General features: G+C 35.6%; 12 protein-coding genes. All 12 read right to left on the reverse strand.

The annotated features are described in order from the left end of the window. Positions 1-20: 20 nt before the first annotated feature. Complete coding sequence (locus C1A40_RS04890) at positions 21-764, reverse strand: SCO family protein (protein WP_102994917.1); 744 nt, start codon at positions 762-764, stop codon at positions 21-23. After that, positions 751-1,473: a hypothetical protein gene (locus C1A40_RS04895; RefSeq protein WP_102994918.1), complete on the reverse strand. Its 723-nt coding sequence runs from the start codon at positions 1,471-1,473 to the stop codon at positions 751-753. Before C1A40_RS04895 ends, C1A40_RS04890 begins: the two co-directional genes overlap by 14 nt. A 119-nt stretch (positions 1,474-1,592) precedes the next feature. Continuing rightward, positions 1,593-1,973: a cytochrome C oxidase subunit IV family protein gene (locus tag C1A40_RS04900; protein ID WP_102994919.1), complete on the reverse strand. Its 381-nt coding sequence runs from the start codon at positions 1,971-1,973 to the stop codon at positions 1,593-1,595. Between the two features lie 60 nt (positions 1,974-2,033). Continuing rightward, a complete protein-coding gene (locus C1A40_RS04905) occupies positions 2,034-3,014 on the reverse strand; it encodes a cytochrome c oxidase subunit 3 (protein ID WP_102994920.1) in 981 nt (326 codons plus the stop codon). A gap of 150 nt (positions 3,015-3,164) precedes the next feature. Beyond that, on the reverse strand, positions 3,165-3,746 hold the full coding sequence (locus C1A40_RS04910; RefSeq protein ID WP_102994921.1) for a cytochrome c oxidase subunit 3: 582 nt from the start codon (positions 3,744-3,746) through the stop codon (positions 3,165-3,167). Between the two features lie 2 nt (positions 3,747-3,748). After that, the gene (cyoE, locus tag C1A40_RS04915) at positions 3,749-4,642 is read right to left on the reverse strand and encodes a heme o synthase (protein WP_102994922.1); all 894 of its coding nucleotides are present in this window, start codon (positions 4,640-4,642) and stop codon (positions 3,749-3,751) included. Between the two features lie 110 nt (positions 4,643-4,752). Beyond that, complete coding sequence (locus tag C1A40_RS04920) at positions 4,753-6,852, reverse strand: gliding motility protein RemB (RefSeq protein WP_102994923.1); 2,100 nt, start codon at positions 6,850-6,852, stop codon at positions 4,753-4,755. A gap of 236 nt (positions 6,853-7,088) precedes the next feature. Further along, on the reverse strand, positions 7,089-7,877 hold the full coding sequence (locus C1A40_RS04925) for an energy transducer TonB (protein WP_102994924.1): 789 nt from the start codon (positions 7,875-7,877) through the stop codon (positions 7,089-7,091). A gap of 140 nt (positions 7,878-8,017) precedes the next feature. Beyond that, the gene (locus C1A40_RS04930) at positions 8,018-8,737 is read right to left on the reverse strand and encodes an energy transducer TonB (RefSeq protein WP_102994925.1); all 720 of its coding nucleotides are present in this window, start codon (positions 8,735-8,737) and stop codon (positions 8,018-8,020) included. Between the two features lie 71 nt (positions 8,738-8,808). Continuing rightward, the gene (locus C1A40_RS04935) at positions 8,809-9,177 is read right to left on the reverse strand and encodes a VanZ family protein (RefSeq protein WP_158651271.1); all 369 of its coding nucleotides are present in this window, start codon (positions 9,175-9,177) and stop codon (positions 8,809-8,811) included. Further along, entirely contained in the window at positions 9,170-9,550 is a 381-nt protein-coding gene (gene gcvH / locus C1A40_RS04940) for a glycine cleavage system protein GcvH (RefSeq protein WP_102994926.1), read from the reverse strand. Before gcvH ends, C1A40_RS04935 begins: the two co-directional genes overlap by 8 nt. A gap of 71 nt (positions 9,551-9,621) precedes the next feature. Further along, a complete protein-coding gene (sov, locus tag C1A40_RS04945; RefSeq protein ID WP_102994927.1) occupies positions 9,622-16,857 on the reverse strand; it encodes a T9SS outer membrane translocon Sov/SprA in 7,236 nt (2,411 codons plus the stop codon). Positions 16,858-16,860 lie beyond the last annotated feature (3 nt).

Here is a 16,860-nt window from a genome sequence, read left to right on the forward strand (position 1 = left end):
TCTGTAATTGTAGGTATTAATTACTCGTTTAATAATTTTTTGATATCGGCTTTAAGAGCACTAATTTCCTCTTTAACACCATCTTCATCCACCACTTCTTTTTCTGAAACGATACCTCTATAGTAAATAATTGGGTTTCCAAAATCATCTTTTCTAGAACGAATGAAACCATTTTTATCAATTAAGCCAAAATTTCCAGAGTGTTCAAACCCTCCAACAGCATCATCATCTTGAGCACTATAAAGATTAAATCCTTCATTGGACAACTTATAAATAGCCTCTTTATCACCAGTCATTAAATGCCAATTAGGGTTGATAATACCATAATTATCGGCGTAAGCTTTAAGCACTTCCGGGGTATCGTAATCTGGATTGATGGTAAAGGAAGCCACACCAAAGTCTTCAAAACCTTCAAAAGTATTTTGAATTTGAATAAGATTAGCATTCATACGCGGACAAATGGTTGGACAAGTCGTGAAAAAGAATTCTACAACGTAAACTTTACCTTCATAATCTTTGTTAGTAATGGTGTGACCATTGTGATCGGTAAACGAAAAATGAGGCACTTTTTTAGCCTCTCCATTAATTTCGATAAATGCCAAATCAGAAACCTCTGCTTTACTATCATTTACAAAATCACTTCTGCTTTCGTTTCTAATGACATCCTTATTGGTAATTCGATCTACAATTCTAGGAATGAAAAGAATTCCAAAAACAAGAATGATAAAGGCTATCCCAATGTATGAATAGTTATTTTTCTTCATTTTGACTATTTAAATCGTTTGCACGTCTGGTATCTGAATTAAATTCTCCTTTGCGCTTTTGACGGTATTCGGTAAAGACTATACGCAAATCGTCACTCATTTTATTTTTAATTTCGGCCACCTCGATACAGTTATAGGCATTTAATCGGTATACGGGTTTATTCTTTTCAATCTCGGTATCGGTTCTATCGTCCAGTCGTCCTCGTTGATTCAAATCTTTATCCACTAAAAAGATATAATCGGTTGCTAAACCAGCATCGAGGTCTTCACTACTTTTTAAACTATAAAACACCCGCTTTATATCTTGTGGCTCACCAAAAACAAAATGCCAGAACCGCATATCCTCATAGGAATTAATTTCGGCTTGTAATTTTTTAACAGCATCCTCTGTGCCTGTAGGCATTAAAATAACAATTTGAAAGCGTTTAAACCCTTTAAACTTATCGTATACCAGTTCTTTTAAATTAGAAGCGGCAATGGTTTTACTTAAAGGTTGAGCACCCAAAAAACCAAGTACCGTAATATGATCTTTTAGCTCGATTAGCGTATCGGAATCTGAAGTAAAATGCTTCAATTCTACCACCGATTCGTTTACAATATCCAGAGGCTGATAGTTATGAGTAGCGGGGTACAAAAACAATAAAAAAGTGACGGGAAGGAAAAATAATATTCCTAAAATCACATACCGACTTACTTTTTTATAATCCATTAACCATCATTTTTATAGCCTTTTTTAATGCTCTGCAAAAATAGAAAAAGGTGGTTAAAAAAACCACCTTACATCTCTATTTAACACTTAATCTGTGCGCTAACAAGCGCCAATTAATTTTAAAAATCTCTTTTTATATAGCCTTCATCATATACGCTAAATACGTATCCGCCCTCTTGCAATAAAATAAACACCAAATAGGCTATTAAGAAGATAGCCGTCCAAACTACAGCACGTCTCAATCCAGGAGTTTCATCACGCATGTGCATAAAATCCCAAGTGATATAATAAGCTTTTACAATGGTTAGGATGATGAAAATCCAGTTTAAGGCTTTCATTCCAAATATATGGCCCATTAATATTTCGGGTTTAATAATACCTAAAATAACTTCAATAACCGTTACTATAGTTAACAAGATTAATACTCCCCAAATTTTTTGAGTATTCGATTTGAATTTTAATGCGCCTCTAAATATTTCTAATTTATGATCTGTTGCCATATTAAGTCTATTTTTGTTTAGATTCCCGTTTTCACGGAAGTAAAAAAAGTATCTATTTTATTAAACCAGGTAAAAGAATGTAAATACAAATACCCAAACTAAATCTACAAAGTGCCAATATAGTCCCACTTTTTCAACCATTTCGTAGCTTTTACGTCTTTCATAAGTTCCAATAACAACGTTGAAAAATATGATGATGTTTAAAATAACTCCTGAAAACACGTGGAATCCGTGGAATCCTGTTATGAAGAAAAAGAAATCTGCGAATAAAGGCGACCCATATTCATTTTCATGAAGGTTAGCGCCTTCAACAACTTTTACACCGTAGGTTTTAATCAGTTTTATAGACTCTTCTCTTGACAGTACAGTTTTATGACCTTCTTCTGTTAAAGTTTGCGTTCTAACTAAAATATTATCGTTTGCTTCTAAACCATGTAAAACTTCATCAACCGTAAAACTTGGTAAGCTCCCTTCAGACACGAACCAAAGTCCGTTTTTATTCTCTTGTTGTACACGTTCTGCATGAGTATCAGCAATAGCAAAATCACCAATAGCGACACGATGACCTTCGGTATCAACAAACTGCAAAATATTACCGCCTTTAGTTTTTACCGCACCATATTCACCTTTAATAAAGGTATTCCATTCCCAAGCTTGAGAACCAACGAAAATTAAACCACCAATAATCGTTAAAAACATATAGATGGTAACCTTGCTTTTATTTAAGTGATGCCCCGCATCTACGGCTAACACCATAGTTACCGACGACATAATAAGTACAAAGGTCATGAAAGCCACATAATACATTGGAGCGTCAACACCATGTAAAAAAGGAAAGTGAGTAAACACTTCATCGGCAATTGGCCATGAATCAATAAATTTAAATCTTGAAAATCCGTAGGCTGCTAAAAAACCCGAAAAAGTTAATGCATCTGAAACGATGAAAAACCACATCATCATCTTACCATAACTGGCTTTTAAAGGTTCATTACCACCCTTCCATGTTTGGTCCGATCCAGCGTTTACAACTGTAGTACTCATATATAATGGTTGTTATTTAAAAGTTGCACAAAAATAATCATTTTATTCATCTGACGAAATATACGCCTTGAAATTTTAAACTATGATAATTGTCAGTTTTACTGGGTGTTAGCCGTTAAAATTATCAAAAAAAAGAATTAAGACTAAAAATTATCTTACAAAGTAAAGGAATAAAAAGAGGTAAACCCACAGAATATCAATGAAGTGCCAAAAGGTTAAAGCCAACTCAAAACCGAGCATATTACTAGCGCTATAACGTTGTTTAAATTGATTAAAAATTACAACCGTTAAACAAATAAGTCCTACCACTACGTGTAGAATATGTACCACGGCAATTAAGTAAATATACGACATGGTAACATTACTTGTAGGACCTGTGAAGTTGTATCCTAAGTCTATTATTTGTTGAAATCCTGCAAATTGATTATATATAAAAAACAGCCCTAAAGCTAATGTCATTAACAACCACAGCATGGTCGCTTTATTTTGGCCCGCTCTTAATGCTTTTTTAGCCAGTATAAAAGCAACACTACTTAAAACGATACATACGGTGCTAATTAAAAAGGCATTGGGCAATTGGAAATCTTTTAACCAATCTGGTCGGCTACTACTTACCACGAAGGCACTGGTCCAACCAGCAAACGACATTATCAATGAAATGATTCCAAACCAAAGCATCATTTTTTTTGCTCTGCCAATTTTCTCTTCTTTAGTCCCTTGGGTTAAATCCATGATTATCGTATAAATTTATCTATAACGTAAACAATTTGAATAAGTGTAATGTAAGACACACTTACGAGCATTAATTGTCTTGCAGCTTTCTCGGTCATTTCTCTAAACAGTCGCACAGCATAATGCAGCATGAATAGTCCGCACAGAAATACAATAACTGCTGCTACAACCGAAAGTTTTAATTCGCCTGTAAATCCAAAAACAGGAATAATAGACACAATAATGGTCCATATGGTATACATGATAACTTGTACAGCTGTTCCGCGATCTTGTTTTCCAGTAGGCAACATAAAGAAGCCCCCTTTTTTATAGTCTTCAAATAAAAACCAACCTATAGCCCAGAAGTGTGGGAATTGCCAAAAAAACTGTAAAGCGAATAAAGTTCCTGGCTCAATACCAAAATTATCGGTTGCAGCAACCCAGCCTAACATAAAAGGAATAGCTCCAGGAATAGCTCCAACAAATACCGAAATAGGTGTTTTGGTTTTTAACGGCGTATAAACACAGGTGTAAAGAAAAATAGAAATCGCACCAAACATAGCGGTTTGCTTGTTTATGGTATACAGAATAATGATGCCGAGTAAAGTAAAAATAGATGCTATAATAAAAGCGGTATTAACAGGCATACGTCCAGAAGGAATTGGTCTGTTTTTTGTACGGTCCATTAGGGCGTCTAAATCTTTTTCTATAATTTGATTGAAAGCATTGGAAGCACCAACCATGAAATACCCTCCAAAGGCTAATAACACGAGCACTTTAAGATCAATAACATCGACACCTAACAAATAGCCTGCAAGCGATGAAAACACGACGCTTAGAGACAAGCGCATCTTGGTAATCTCCTTAAAATCTGAAATAACAGTAGGTTCTTGTATGGCTGATTTTGAACGACTCAATATAATTTTCCTTGACGGTTTTTTTAATGCGAGTGCAAAGATACTCTATAAAAGCATTTTAGCAAGCCGAATAAAGTTAAAATAACAGGTTGCAAAAAAGGAGGATAAAATCAAAAATCGAAATACCAATTAAACAAATCGGAGCGCACACCCACTGTAAACCACACGGTATTATTTTTATAGGTGGTAGATGTGGTAGCATTAGGATCGAAATCCCTGAATGTCACATCACCAAAAATTTTCATATTGGAAGCTGTATTTAGCAAATAGCCCGCTTGAAAATTCCCGTTAAAGATATTGGTTCTAATACCTTGACCAACCTCAACACCAGTATCATAAGGGCGTTCAAAATAGTCTCTATAGATATCACCACCATAACTAAAATCATCTACACCATCGTTAAAATCGAAGCCGCGAACACCAAAAATAAGTTTAGCATTGGCAAACCACCTTTTATAATGGTACCGCCCTATAATAATGGCTTCACTAAAATTAGAGTTCCACAAATGTGCCATGGACTGGTTACTATGCGCATAATTAAGCACAATAGTATTATGAGAATAGGTATAAGGGCGCACGCGATTGTACTCAAATTGCAGTAACAAATTATCAACTTTAAAGGCATCAAAATATTTTATACCCAGTTGGTATCCGTATTTGTTCTTATAACTTTTTTCACCTCCTGTGATGTCTGCAAGCGAGAATTCATCCAAAATAAACTGTCCGTATAAGTAAATATTATCATTCCACTTATATTTAGCCGTGGCTCCCATAAGTGCATTACCTGCTCCTTGACCTGTTTCAAATTCTATAGCTCTATAAAATATAATCGGATTTAAATAATTCACATCAAAACCTCTATCATTGGAATTATCCCAAACTACCGATTCAAAAAAACCAAGGTTTAAACGTTTGGATACATTCCAGCTTAAAAAATGATTGCCTATATATTTTCTTTTGAAAGCTTTATCTTCAACAACTTCGTCACGAACATCCATAAGCCACATCCAGGTATTGGTATATTTCATTTTCCAAAATGTGGTATTAATTTTGAAAAAGACTTGCGGACTCGCAACATCACTCAAAACTAGAGAGCGGTAGCCGTCTCCAATAAAGGATTTACCATGTCCAAATTGAAAATTAAAATATTTAGAAGGTGTATAAGACAAGTAAGCTTCGGCAACAGGATAATCATAGGCATCAGTTCTGTAACGCTTAGCAATACCACGCCCAGGGATAATAGCAGGATCGGGACCAAAAGCTTTAAGAGTTTCTGCATAGCGATTAAAATAATCGGCAAACCGGCCTTGACTTTCTAGAAAGGATGTATAAAAACTAAATTTATCACCAAAACCACCTTGTACAACAATCCCCCTAGTATTATTATAGGTATAGCTAAAATCGGCATCGCTATCTTTACCAACTTGTAGATCAAAAATAGGATCGATAGTAAACCAATAATTGTTGGTTTGCAACTGAACAAAGTGCTCATTCCAAATTTTTCTTCCTACCCAAGTTTTTCTTTCCTGAACCAGCTTTTCATTTTCTGCCTTAAAATCATAATATTTTGAAACCTCTGAGTAAATAAACGGCTTGGCACTAGTATGACTGTTTGTACCAACAAGATTCATCTCTTTATCGAACTTCGCATATTCGCTATGCACAAAGGGAATGTTTAACTGACTTTTATAATTTGGTTTGTTAAAAGCACGTGTTTGAGCTGTTACACTGTCAAATTCTCGCTTAGCTTGCTCCTCTAATGCTGTCAACTTATTAACTTTAGCCAAATCTTGAGAAGATACGGTTTGATTTACTAAAGGGATTTTTATAGGAAATGAATACTGTTTAAAAGTATTTCTAGAATTATAGGTCGCTGGTATAATAGTTGGTAAGGTAGAAAAAACACGAATGGTTTCTTTTTTTAACTCATCATACATGGCATCAATATAAATCACACGAAAGGTTCCTGTGGTATCTAGTTCAAAAAGTACGACTACTTCACCTTTATAGTTTTCTTTATAAACCCGTTCTGGAACTTGGAACTCATTATAGATATGATTAAACACACTTTGATCAAAACACTGTTGAAGCGAATCAATAGATACCGATAAACATTCAGGGAAAACAGGTGGTTTTTCTTTTAGAATAGTGCTTTGTGCATGCCCTTTAACCTGAACAATAAGTAGGATAAGTACAATGAATTGCTTCATGTTTGTTTGGATAGAATGGTTTCAGAGCGGAAAGATACTATATTTTTTATATTCCTAATTTAAAGTATGCCGTATTGATGGGGTTGATTATAAAAAGAAGACGGTTAAAATTTATTAAGCGAGCCGGCTTTAAAGTAGAACTTATCAAAACACATTTCGACAATAACCATTAGGGTATTTCGACAAACTCCATTTAACACACCATTTCTTTTTAAGATAGCATACTTTTTAACTCATTATTGTACTTGAAAAACTATAGGCAAAGTATATACCACCTCAACATGCTTATCATGCTGCCTACCTGGAGTCATTTCTGGAATAAAGTTAATAACCCGTTTGGCTTCTTGCTCAAGCTCTGGATTAGGAGCACGCGTTTTAACATTGGTAACATGGCCTGTTTTATCAATGGTAAACTGCACTTGAATACGTTGACGCCCTGTTAATCCGTAATCTGAAGCTATATCGCTACCCTCAAACTTCTTTTGAACAAGTTGAGTGATTTTATCGGACATACATTTTTTCCTAGCTTCATTCCCATCGGCCTTTTCACAGCCAGGATAAATTGGAGCTTCTTGTATGGCTACAAAAGAAACAGGTTCATCATCGATAGGCTTTTCCACTAAAGGTGGAAGTGTTTCGGGGCTAACAGACTCGGTTGGTATTTCTTTTTGAATATCCTCAAAGAAAGGAGCCTCAGGTTCATCATTTTTGATGACTTCAAAAGACACAGGTTCTTTTTGGGTTCTCTTTTTAATGGGCTCTACTATTTCTGGCACTATTGTTTTAATACGTGGCACCTCCACCCATGCCAACTCATCAATAGGAGGAAAATCGTTATCAACTTTTGGAATGGTCGTTTCAAAATTCAATTCTAACAAACCAAAAACAACCAACAAACATAAGATGACTCCTACTTGAAAATAAATGGTGGTGTCTTTTTTTAAATTCACATCATGCTTTTGTGACTTTTTCAAGGTTTTACTGTCCTGATACCTAAAATCATGATTTTTACTTTGAATCTTCATAATATTATCAAATTAAATGTTAATAATATCCTAAAGACACAAGAAGCATACCAAAAAAAAGAAATCCCGCTACAATGCTATTGTAACGGGATTTAATTTATTATTTAGATTACACGAGGGTAACCTTGTATTAGAAAACCTTAATCTTGAACTTGGAAGATAATTGGTAAAGAATATGGAACATTTACCGGCTTACCACGTTGCTTTCCAGGTTGCATTTTTGGTAATAAATTAATTACACGAGCAGCTTCTCTTTCTAAACCAGGGTGTGGCGCTCTTGCTCTAACACCTGTAATAGATCCAGTTTTATCAATTTTAAAGATTACGTTAATACGTTGTCTTCCAGATAAACCTAACTCACTAGCTAACTCGGTGTTAAACTTTTTATTTACAAACTGAGATATCTTTTTAGACATACAGTCTCTTTTCTCATTATTGGTTCCTTTCTCACAACCAGGAAAAATTGGCACATTTTCAATAACTGAAAACGGCACATCAACATCTTCTTCTACCTCTTCAACTTCAACCTCTTCAACCTCTACGATTTCAGTTTCTTGATCAACCTCTGTAGATTCGATTACAGTTTCTTCAACTTCAACCTCATCCTCAACGATCTCAATAACTTCTGGTGCTGCAGGTGGTGGTGGTGGCGGTGGTGGTGTTTGTATTTGTTCTGTTAATGGAATATCTTCTTCTAATTCCTCATCCATATTCACCATTCCAATATCTATATCTTCCTTATCGTAAGTTTTATAGTTTATTGCATAATTTGTAAGAAATAGCATTAGTGCTAGGCCAACAGCAAAGTATAATGAACTGTTACGTCCAACATTTGCTTTGGGATTTTTTTTAAGTTCCATAATTTAATTCATTTATCAAGATTGCTAAAATAACTATTTATTTACCAAAATAACAAGCGTTTCAAAAGTTTTTAACGCAGGACTTTGTTTTTAACTATTAGTATGAAAGATGCTAGAAGGGCGCCAAGGGTGTTTACTACCATATCATAAACATCTAACGACCTAGAAACCGTCAATGTACCTTGTAACACCTCAATAATTATACCAAAAACCACTGCAAAAATAAGCGCGTAACCCACAGCCGATTTCTTGGTGATTTTAAAAGTAAGCAAGAACGTTGCAAACCATAAAATAGTTAAGAGACCATAGGCCAAAAAATGAAAAATCTTATCACCATAAGAAACGCCTATATCAGGAACTTGCTTAATGGTGATAAGACATACTGTTGCTAATAAAACAGTATAGCTTACTGTTGCAATAGGTACAATTTTTTTAAGCACCTATTAAGCTTTTATAATCTTCAGAAGAAAGCAAACCTTCAGCTTGGGATAAATCTGAACATTTCACTTTAATCATCCATCCATCACCATAAGGGTCTGAATTTACTTTTTCTGGTTCATCTTCTAATGCCTCGTTAAACTCAATAATTTCACCTGCTAAAGGCAAAAATAAATCAGACACGGTTTTAACAGCTTCCACTGTACCAAAAACTTCATCGGCATCTAATGTTTCATCTAGAGTTTCTACCTCCACATAAACGATATCTCCTAATTCACTTTGTGCAAAATCTGTAACGCCTATCGTAGCGATATCGCCCTCTAATCTAACCCATTCGTGATCTTTAGTGTACTTTAATTCTGAAGGAATATTCATGTCTAATATTTTAAGTTAATAATTTACAACAAATGTATTTATTCAAATGTTAAATTCAAACAGCTTTTCTGTTAATTCCCAAAATTATAACGAATTGTTAGCCCTGACCTTACAGTTGTTTGCGGGAATGCTGTAGAAATGGCATAATCTGAAAATGTATAATCAAAATAGAAGATCCCTGTTAGGTTTTTACTAAAGGCATAATCGGCAGTATATTTTACACCCCAAATGGTTTGCCCTGAAGTAATTTGATTATTATCTAAATCCAAATACCTCACAATGGTTTTATTATCTCTTACCGAAACATCGGCCTTCATATTTAAATCACTAATTATACGTTTCTGTGGACCTGCCAATTTAGATCGGATGCGTAAATCTTTAATACGGTACCCCAATCCTAATATGTATTCATTACCATGAACTTCGGTCATTAAATTATTATCAAAACTCAGGGACAGCAATCGATCTTTTTTAATTTCGGCTAATATTTTAACCGAGTTTTTCATTTCCATGTCAATGCGCATAAGCGGACTAAACATTTCGGTTAAATTGATATTGCTATAAAGCGTTTCATTTTTATAATTTCCAGATTGATCTAAAGCCTCGGCTGGTTGATTCGCATAAGGGGTACCTGGTATAGGTTTTTCATTGTCCGTTGGATCTAAATTCAGATTTAAATTCGTTGAAAACTGATTGATGGTATACGTGGAACGGTAACCATGGGTTAGGGAGAATCGTTTAAAGTTCTTTTTAAACCACCCAAATTTCATGAACCCCGTATATTTCAAATCCCAGTTCGGGATAGGCACATTTCTAAATGTTTCGGTTGTAATGTTTTCAGCATCTTTCCCTTGGTAAGCCGCTAAAAATGATGGTAATAACACCTTTTGATTATTCTTTCCAAACCCTAAAGGATAGCCTTCTGCATCTCTAGCGTAATTGGTTGTACCGTAAAACGCTTCCGCCAAGCGATCGGCTATTTTTATTCTATTCGTCCTAAATTCGCTAAAGGATTCTGAAGTTATTTCATCACTAACTTGAAAGGCTGTTTTTATTAATAGCGTTGAAATATTAAAGTTACCAAAGGTATTAGGTGTTAATGAATAATACTCATCATTTTCTACCCTATAATTTTCGGAGTAATTCTCATAATATGAACGGTTTCCTAGAATATCAATTTTTAAATCTCTTACAGGCTGTAAAGACGCCGAAACATCTAACTGCTTGGTTTCAGTGGTTGTATACTGCTGATTAAATTCTGGAAACACCGTTAACCACCCGCGTCTAGCCGCCTTGTAGCGCACATCGCTTTGTCCTCCAAAAATAAACCCTAGTGTTGGTTTTGTGGTACCGAGGAAACCAGGTGTTTGAACATAACCCGGTAGAAAGGTTCCGTTATTTTCAGAATAATTAATTTGAATTCTTTTAACGCTTGTTAAAATATCGATAGCGGCATTTAATGCTTTTGTTCCGGCTTGCCCTTTGGTTTTTGGCTGCGCACTTCCTTCTTTACCTTCAGGATTAGTAGCTGGTCGTCCTGGCGCCCTACGTTGCCTAGCCCGGCTAATAGGTTTTTTTGTTAAACCAATGTATTTATATAATCGATTCATATCCATAGACGAATTAATGTTATGGACATTGGAATTCTGTACCGTATTCCCCAAGTCATATAATTGCCCGTTTAACTCTACATTACCAAATAGATCGGACCCTTTTTGCCACTGGAAACTTCCCGTATATTGGTAGGTAAGATCTAAAAAGCTAAAGGTTGGTATTTTATTAATGGGCACTTTATAGGTAAGCCCTAAATTTTGCATCTGGCGGTTAGGATCTCCAAAATCTAGCATGCCATCCCAAACATCTAAAGTATTATCCTGTTCCCCGGCAATTAAATCATCATTTTTAAAATAGTTTCGTACAATATTATTATTAGTAGCCGTATAATTTAACTGTAAGGATTTGGTTAAATTATAATTTATTGTGTACTGAAAATCGAACATATAATTTCTTCGATACAATTCTTCTATGGCGATATTATCACCCGTAAGATCTACCTCTCTAAATTTTTGTCGGTTAAACTGGCGGTTTAAATCGGAGTTCACTGTAAAACTAGCTGGTAATAGATTTAAGTTGAAATCCTTTAATATTTTCCAATACTTACCTGTAAACAACGAATCGTTCTTTTGAAAAGGCTCGATAACCAGAGGCTCAAAATTATGGGCATAATTAGCCCCTAAACGTAAAGTTTTATTAACAGAGTTCTCAATTTCAAAATCCCGATGTTCAATTTTATTATAAGAATAATTAAGCGTAAAATTTTCCACATCATAAAAACGAGGTTTCGCATCGGTAGTACGCACCTTTCTGACGCCTATAAAGTTAATACTGTGACGCATGGTGTAATCTTCCGACTGTTCTTTAATACGTTCTCTTTCGGCAGCATCATTAGCAGCATCCAAACGTGATTCTAACGTTAAATCTTTATATAACTGATCATATTTAGGTGTAATAAGAGCTTCACCTCGACCATAATTAAAAGGCAATTGTACGCCCCATTTTTTAGGTAATAGCTGCCCCACATTCACATTGGTAACCACATCATATTGCTGAACATCTTCAAGACTACGTTGGCTTGGCCCTTGTTCTAACGACCCAAAACCAGAAGTGCTTTGACGCCCTGTCGCGCTTATGTTTGCAAAATCTGCAATATTGGAATCCATGCTTACCACAGTCGCCCAACCGCCTTGATTGTCCAGATCTGACATGCGTAACTCGTTAAACCAGATTTCACCGCAAACATCATTGTTAGTAGCATTCTTAACACCTACCATGAGCGTTCGAATATCACCAAAGTTGGGATTTCCCTTTATGGCCACACGATGCTGCCCTAATTTATAGCCTAGAAACGGATCGTTTACCAGTTGAATATCATCGCCTATGACATCATAGAATGTTAAATCGCCATTACCATTAGAAATGCTTTTAGCTTTAATTTTACCTAAAACTTCAATAGGTAAGTTTATTTCATTAGCTGTTGGCCACAACTCAGATCCTGAGACTTGTAACGGGATTTCAATTTGATAGTAATTTTCAGTAAGGTCGTTTCCCATACGTATGAATCCTACTAAGTCTTTATCACCTATGGTTCCTACAGCAGCATCTTGATCTTCGGCATGCATAAACATACGCATCCGTTTGTATTGACGCATGTCTAAATTGATATTTTTGTAGACACCTCTTGAGTCTTTGGCCTCTAAGCCACACACTTCAATCACTAAAGATTGTTCATTTTGGCGAACAACGGTGTTGTTATTAAACAATTGTTCTGGAACAATGCCTGGCGGACTCTCGTAACGGCCTTCGTTTTCTAAAGTACCTATAACACCAACTGAAAACTCGGTATTAGGGTCGCTAGGATCTGGATCATTTTCATCTAAAGGTAAGGTATAACGTCTCCAGTCGCTTCGTACTAAATCGAGGGTACCAAAACGGAAAACGGTGGGTTCGGTAAATTCTTTTAAATAAATTCTTGAAAAACGAACCGATCTTAAATCTGAAATATTCCCAACAGATTTAGCATGTGCTCCTTCAACAGGGACTCTAAACTGATACCACCTTACATTTACAGATTGCCCATTTGGTAATTGTCGGGGGCGCTCTTTATAATCTCTTAAAAACTGTTTTAAAGGGTTACTATCAGGTAGATTGTTAAATTCGACCTCGGTAATTGGTAAATTTTGACGGTTTAGATCTAACTCATACTCGTAATAACTATCTATGGTATTCATGGTGTTATCACGGTTAATATCTTCAACATCGGGTTGTGTGTTGGCACCGCGGTCTGTGTTAGAAAAACTGTCCGGGGTATTACCTTCTACCCCATTATATTTTTTATAACGATCGAAAATATTTCCATCGGCATTTAAAAAATACACATAATTATCGTTAGAAGGATCTGCTCCAAACTGCGCTCCAAATGCCATAGCTTCTTCGGCATCATTATAACCATCGTAACCTACATCTTGATTAATTCGCTCCTGCCCTGTACTATCGAAGGCATACACTAAAGACTGGTTTTGTGGTGTTACCGTTCCCCAAGCTGTAGGTTGTAAAAAACTAACATCGCCATCTTTGGGCAAGCCATTTTCATATAACTTTTTCCCATCTTTTATAATATCTTCTGATATATTTCCTAAGTTAAAAACCAGCTTACCTCCAGGATTATTCGGATTTTCTTGAAAGGGATCTTGCACCCAAAAATCGATATACTCTACATTTTGTTGTTCAAAATCTGTTGAAGTAATTTGTCTTGTAATTCCAGCCCAGCTTTCTTGCGGATTATTTAGCACCTCACTAGCTGCATTAGGATCAAAGTTGTAAGGTCCTCGTTCGTTAGGATAATAGGCTAGATCTAAAGTAAACAGTACAGAATTTTGCCCTTGTACCAAATCTCTATCTGGAAATAATTCATTTATAAATACGCGACTGGTATACAATCCAGAAATATCATCATCGGTCATACCATCGGGACGTTGACTACTGTAAAAAACAGGATCGATAGAATACCAGTTTAACATGGCACGTTGGTATCCATTTTGAATACCATTATCATCTTCATTTGGATTGCTCGGAATATTTAAATCTAAAGGTCTACTAGACAAAAACCATGATAATTGCGACTTTAAATCGATGCTGTTTTGAGAACCTTCGAAGTCGTCTATATACGACGTGGCTTCTCCATTTAAATCGGTGCCTTTAGGAGCTCCAGGAGACAGGTAAGCGAATTCCCCTCTTAAGGAAATATTCGATTCTACGTCGGTATCAATATTTGGTAGTTTATTAACTAATCGCGTTAAAAAAGGCACTTTAGTCGCGTAATTACCATTAACACCGAAAATAGAGTTGTTTATTGATTCTGTTCCGTAGTTTGCTTTTTGTGTTACAGGGCGCTCATTAAGATTTAAAAAGGTACCGCCTAAAACAAAATTATCATTAAACTTATGTTCGACGTTAAGCCCTGTAAAACGCCTTGTTTGTTGTCCGAAAACTGCATTATTTTCTGTCGAAACCTCAATAGGTGTATTAGACGCTTTTAGAGCTTCATCTAAAATTTGCACCCTTCCCAATTGGTAATTAACGGTATAGTCTATGCCTTCCACTAATACACGTCCCCCTGCTGTTACACGCACAGAACCTCGGGGCACATTAAACGAACCAATTGGAATACCATCGCCGCCAGTAGATTTATAGCGGCCATTTAATTTAAACTTGTTTTTTTCTACGTAATCTAAAGCTTTGGTTTTGGTTTCAGAATAAAGTTTATCAAATACATATTTCTTTTGGTCGTCGTTATAAGACGTATCATCTTCATAATTACCACCCCCAAGCACATTAAAGAGATACTCTCCAAAAGGCTCGGCGCTTGTAAACACAATTTTACCATTTGTAGGGATAACGGTTACACCTGGAACAAAATCGAAAAAACCATCACCACGGTTTTGTGGATCGTTATTAAAATTTAATTTATCCAAATTGAAAACCCTTAATAAAGGTACATTTTCAATCAAGTCCTTTTCATCGGTATTATTACCTATAGGGTTTCCATTGATATCGTTAGCAAAATCACTACCTACAGGTTTTATAAAGTTTAAAGGTGTTGCTTCGTTATAAAAGATATTCAATTTAAAATCTTCCACACTAAGATTATAAGCCCCGGTGTCGTAAATATTTTTCATCATTAAATCCCAAACCGGCTGATTCACATTGGTCACACTACTTTTTAGCATTTTAAGTAGTAGCGCAGAATTAACCACATTGGTAACATTTCCATTGTTATCGGTATCTACATCGGTAGCATCGACCCCATCGTTAGCAAATTCTCCAACCTGATACACCTGACCTGCTATGGTATATTGAAAAGCCACAGCTAAAACTTCATCGTTACTTAAACGCTGATTTAATGAAATATAACCTAATTCTGAATTTAGAGTATATTCTTGACCTTCAATTAATTTTCTAGCATTTTCAAGTTTAGCATAATCAGGGCCTTCATTAACGTTTGGTACTAGAATACCAGATTGCACGGTAGCAATATCTCTAACAGCTGTGGTAAGCTGTGATCCAGGCCCACCAATATTGGTTGGATCGAAATCGTTATTACCATTGTCTGGAAAGGCTCCTGGCCCCACATTTACAAAACCATTAGGAGGTGTTTGCAAACCAATTCTATCCGATTCCCCTAAATCTTGTAAGGCTACAACGTTTCGTACATTTTCGGTGCGATTGCTTCGGTTGGTTACCCAAACTTCTAAACGTTTAATTTGTAAACCTTTGTTGTTTATAAACGGATAGTTAGATAGCGCAGCATCGTAAGTCTCTCTAAAATATTGCGCTAAGAAAAAGTGTCTGTTTTCGTCATAGTCTCTAATAAAAACATCGAACTCTTCAAGGGTTCCACCTCCTTGAGCAACAACGGTATTAGATTGCGATTTTTGTTCAGAAAAAACGCCTGTCACCGTAGTTTTACCAAATTGCAGTTGCGCCTTTACACCAAATAAACTTTGAGCGCCAGTAATTAGGGAGCTATTTAATGGCATACTCACATTACCAACTTCTATTTTCTGAATAATATCATCTTCAGTTGGTGTGTATTCTAATTTTATTAAATTCTGAAAATCGAAAGTAGATTGCGTGTCGTAATTGGCGTTAATTTGAAGACGCTCTCCAACTTTACCTAATAAACTTAAGCTTATTCGCTGATCGAAATCAAAGGTTAAATTACTTCTGTTTCTGGGTGAAAATGACGGATTATCTTGTTTAGAATACAATATTCCCAAGTCCATCTCTACAGAACCTTGTGGTATAATTTCTATTGTATTTCCTCCAAAAATGCTTTCAAAAAGCCCAGATTTGATATAAAACTCCGGCAATAAGTTTCTACGCCCTTCTTCGGCACCTTCCTTTTTACCATCAAAAGCATCAATTTTTTCTTTATAATAAGCTCTTAGGTTTTCTCTAGCTACTAAATCGTAATATTCCTTAGGTGATAATATAATAGGAAAGCGAATGTCATACTCCCCAATTTTTTCGGTGTAAATATATCGATTAGAAACGGGGTCGTAAGTGTATTTAGACTCTACACTTGAAGGTGTTGGCGCTTTTATATTTCCAACATGATACCCTGCCTGAGGCGGAATGGAATCCTGTGGTGTTTCTTGTCCCCAGCCATCTGTAAAACAGCATAGGGCAAAAAATAATAACAAACACGGTTTAATTGATTTATAAAATTGAAGGTTAGTTATTTTCAAAAT

The organism is Tamlana carrageenivorans, from assembly GCF_002893765.1.
In the GTDB taxonomy this organism is placed as follows: Bacteria; Bacteroidota; Bacteroidia; order Flavobacteriales; family Flavobacteriaceae; genus Pseudotamlana; species Pseudotamlana carrageenivorans.

What these genes read in the sequence shown, in the direction of transcription:
- C1A40_RS04895 (WP_102994918.1), bottom strand. Translation starts at nt 1,473, where the DNA reads ATGGATTATAAAAAAGTAAGTCGGTATGTGATTTTAGGAATATTATTT.
- C1A40_RS04930 (WP_102994925.1), bottom strand. Translation starts at nt 8,737, where the DNA reads ATGGAACTTAAAAAAAATCCCAAAGCAAATGTTGGACGTAACAGTTCA.
- C1A40_RS04900 (WP_102994919.1), bottom strand. Translation starts at nt 1,973, where the DNA reads ATGGCAACAGATCATAAATTAGAAATATTTAGAGGCGCATTAAAATTC.
- C1A40_RS04905 (WP_102994920.1), bottom strand. Translation starts at nt 3,014, where the DNA reads ATGAGTACTACAGTTGTAAACGCTGGATCGGACCAAACATGGAAGGGT.
- C1A40_RS04920 (WP_102994923.1), bottom strand. Translation starts at nt 6,852, where the DNA reads ATGAAGCAATTCATTGTACTTATCCTACTTATTGTTCAGGTTAAAGGG.
- gcvH (WP_102994926.1), bottom strand. Translation starts at nt 9,550, where the DNA reads ATGAATATTCCTTCAGAATTAAAGTACACTAAAGATCACGAATGGGTT.
- C1A40_RS04910 (WP_102994921.1), bottom strand. Translation starts at nt 3,746, where the DNA reads ATGGATTTAACCCAAGGGACTAAAGAAGAGAAAATTGGCAGAGCAAAA.
- C1A40_RS04890 (WP_102994917.1), bottom strand. Translation starts at nt 764, where the DNA reads ATGAAGAAAAATAACTATTCATACATTGGGATAGCCTTTATCATTCTT.
- C1A40_RS04925 (WP_102994924.1), bottom strand. Translation starts at nt 7,877, where the DNA reads ATGAAGATTCAAAGTAAAAATCATGATTTTAGGTATCAGGACAGTAAA.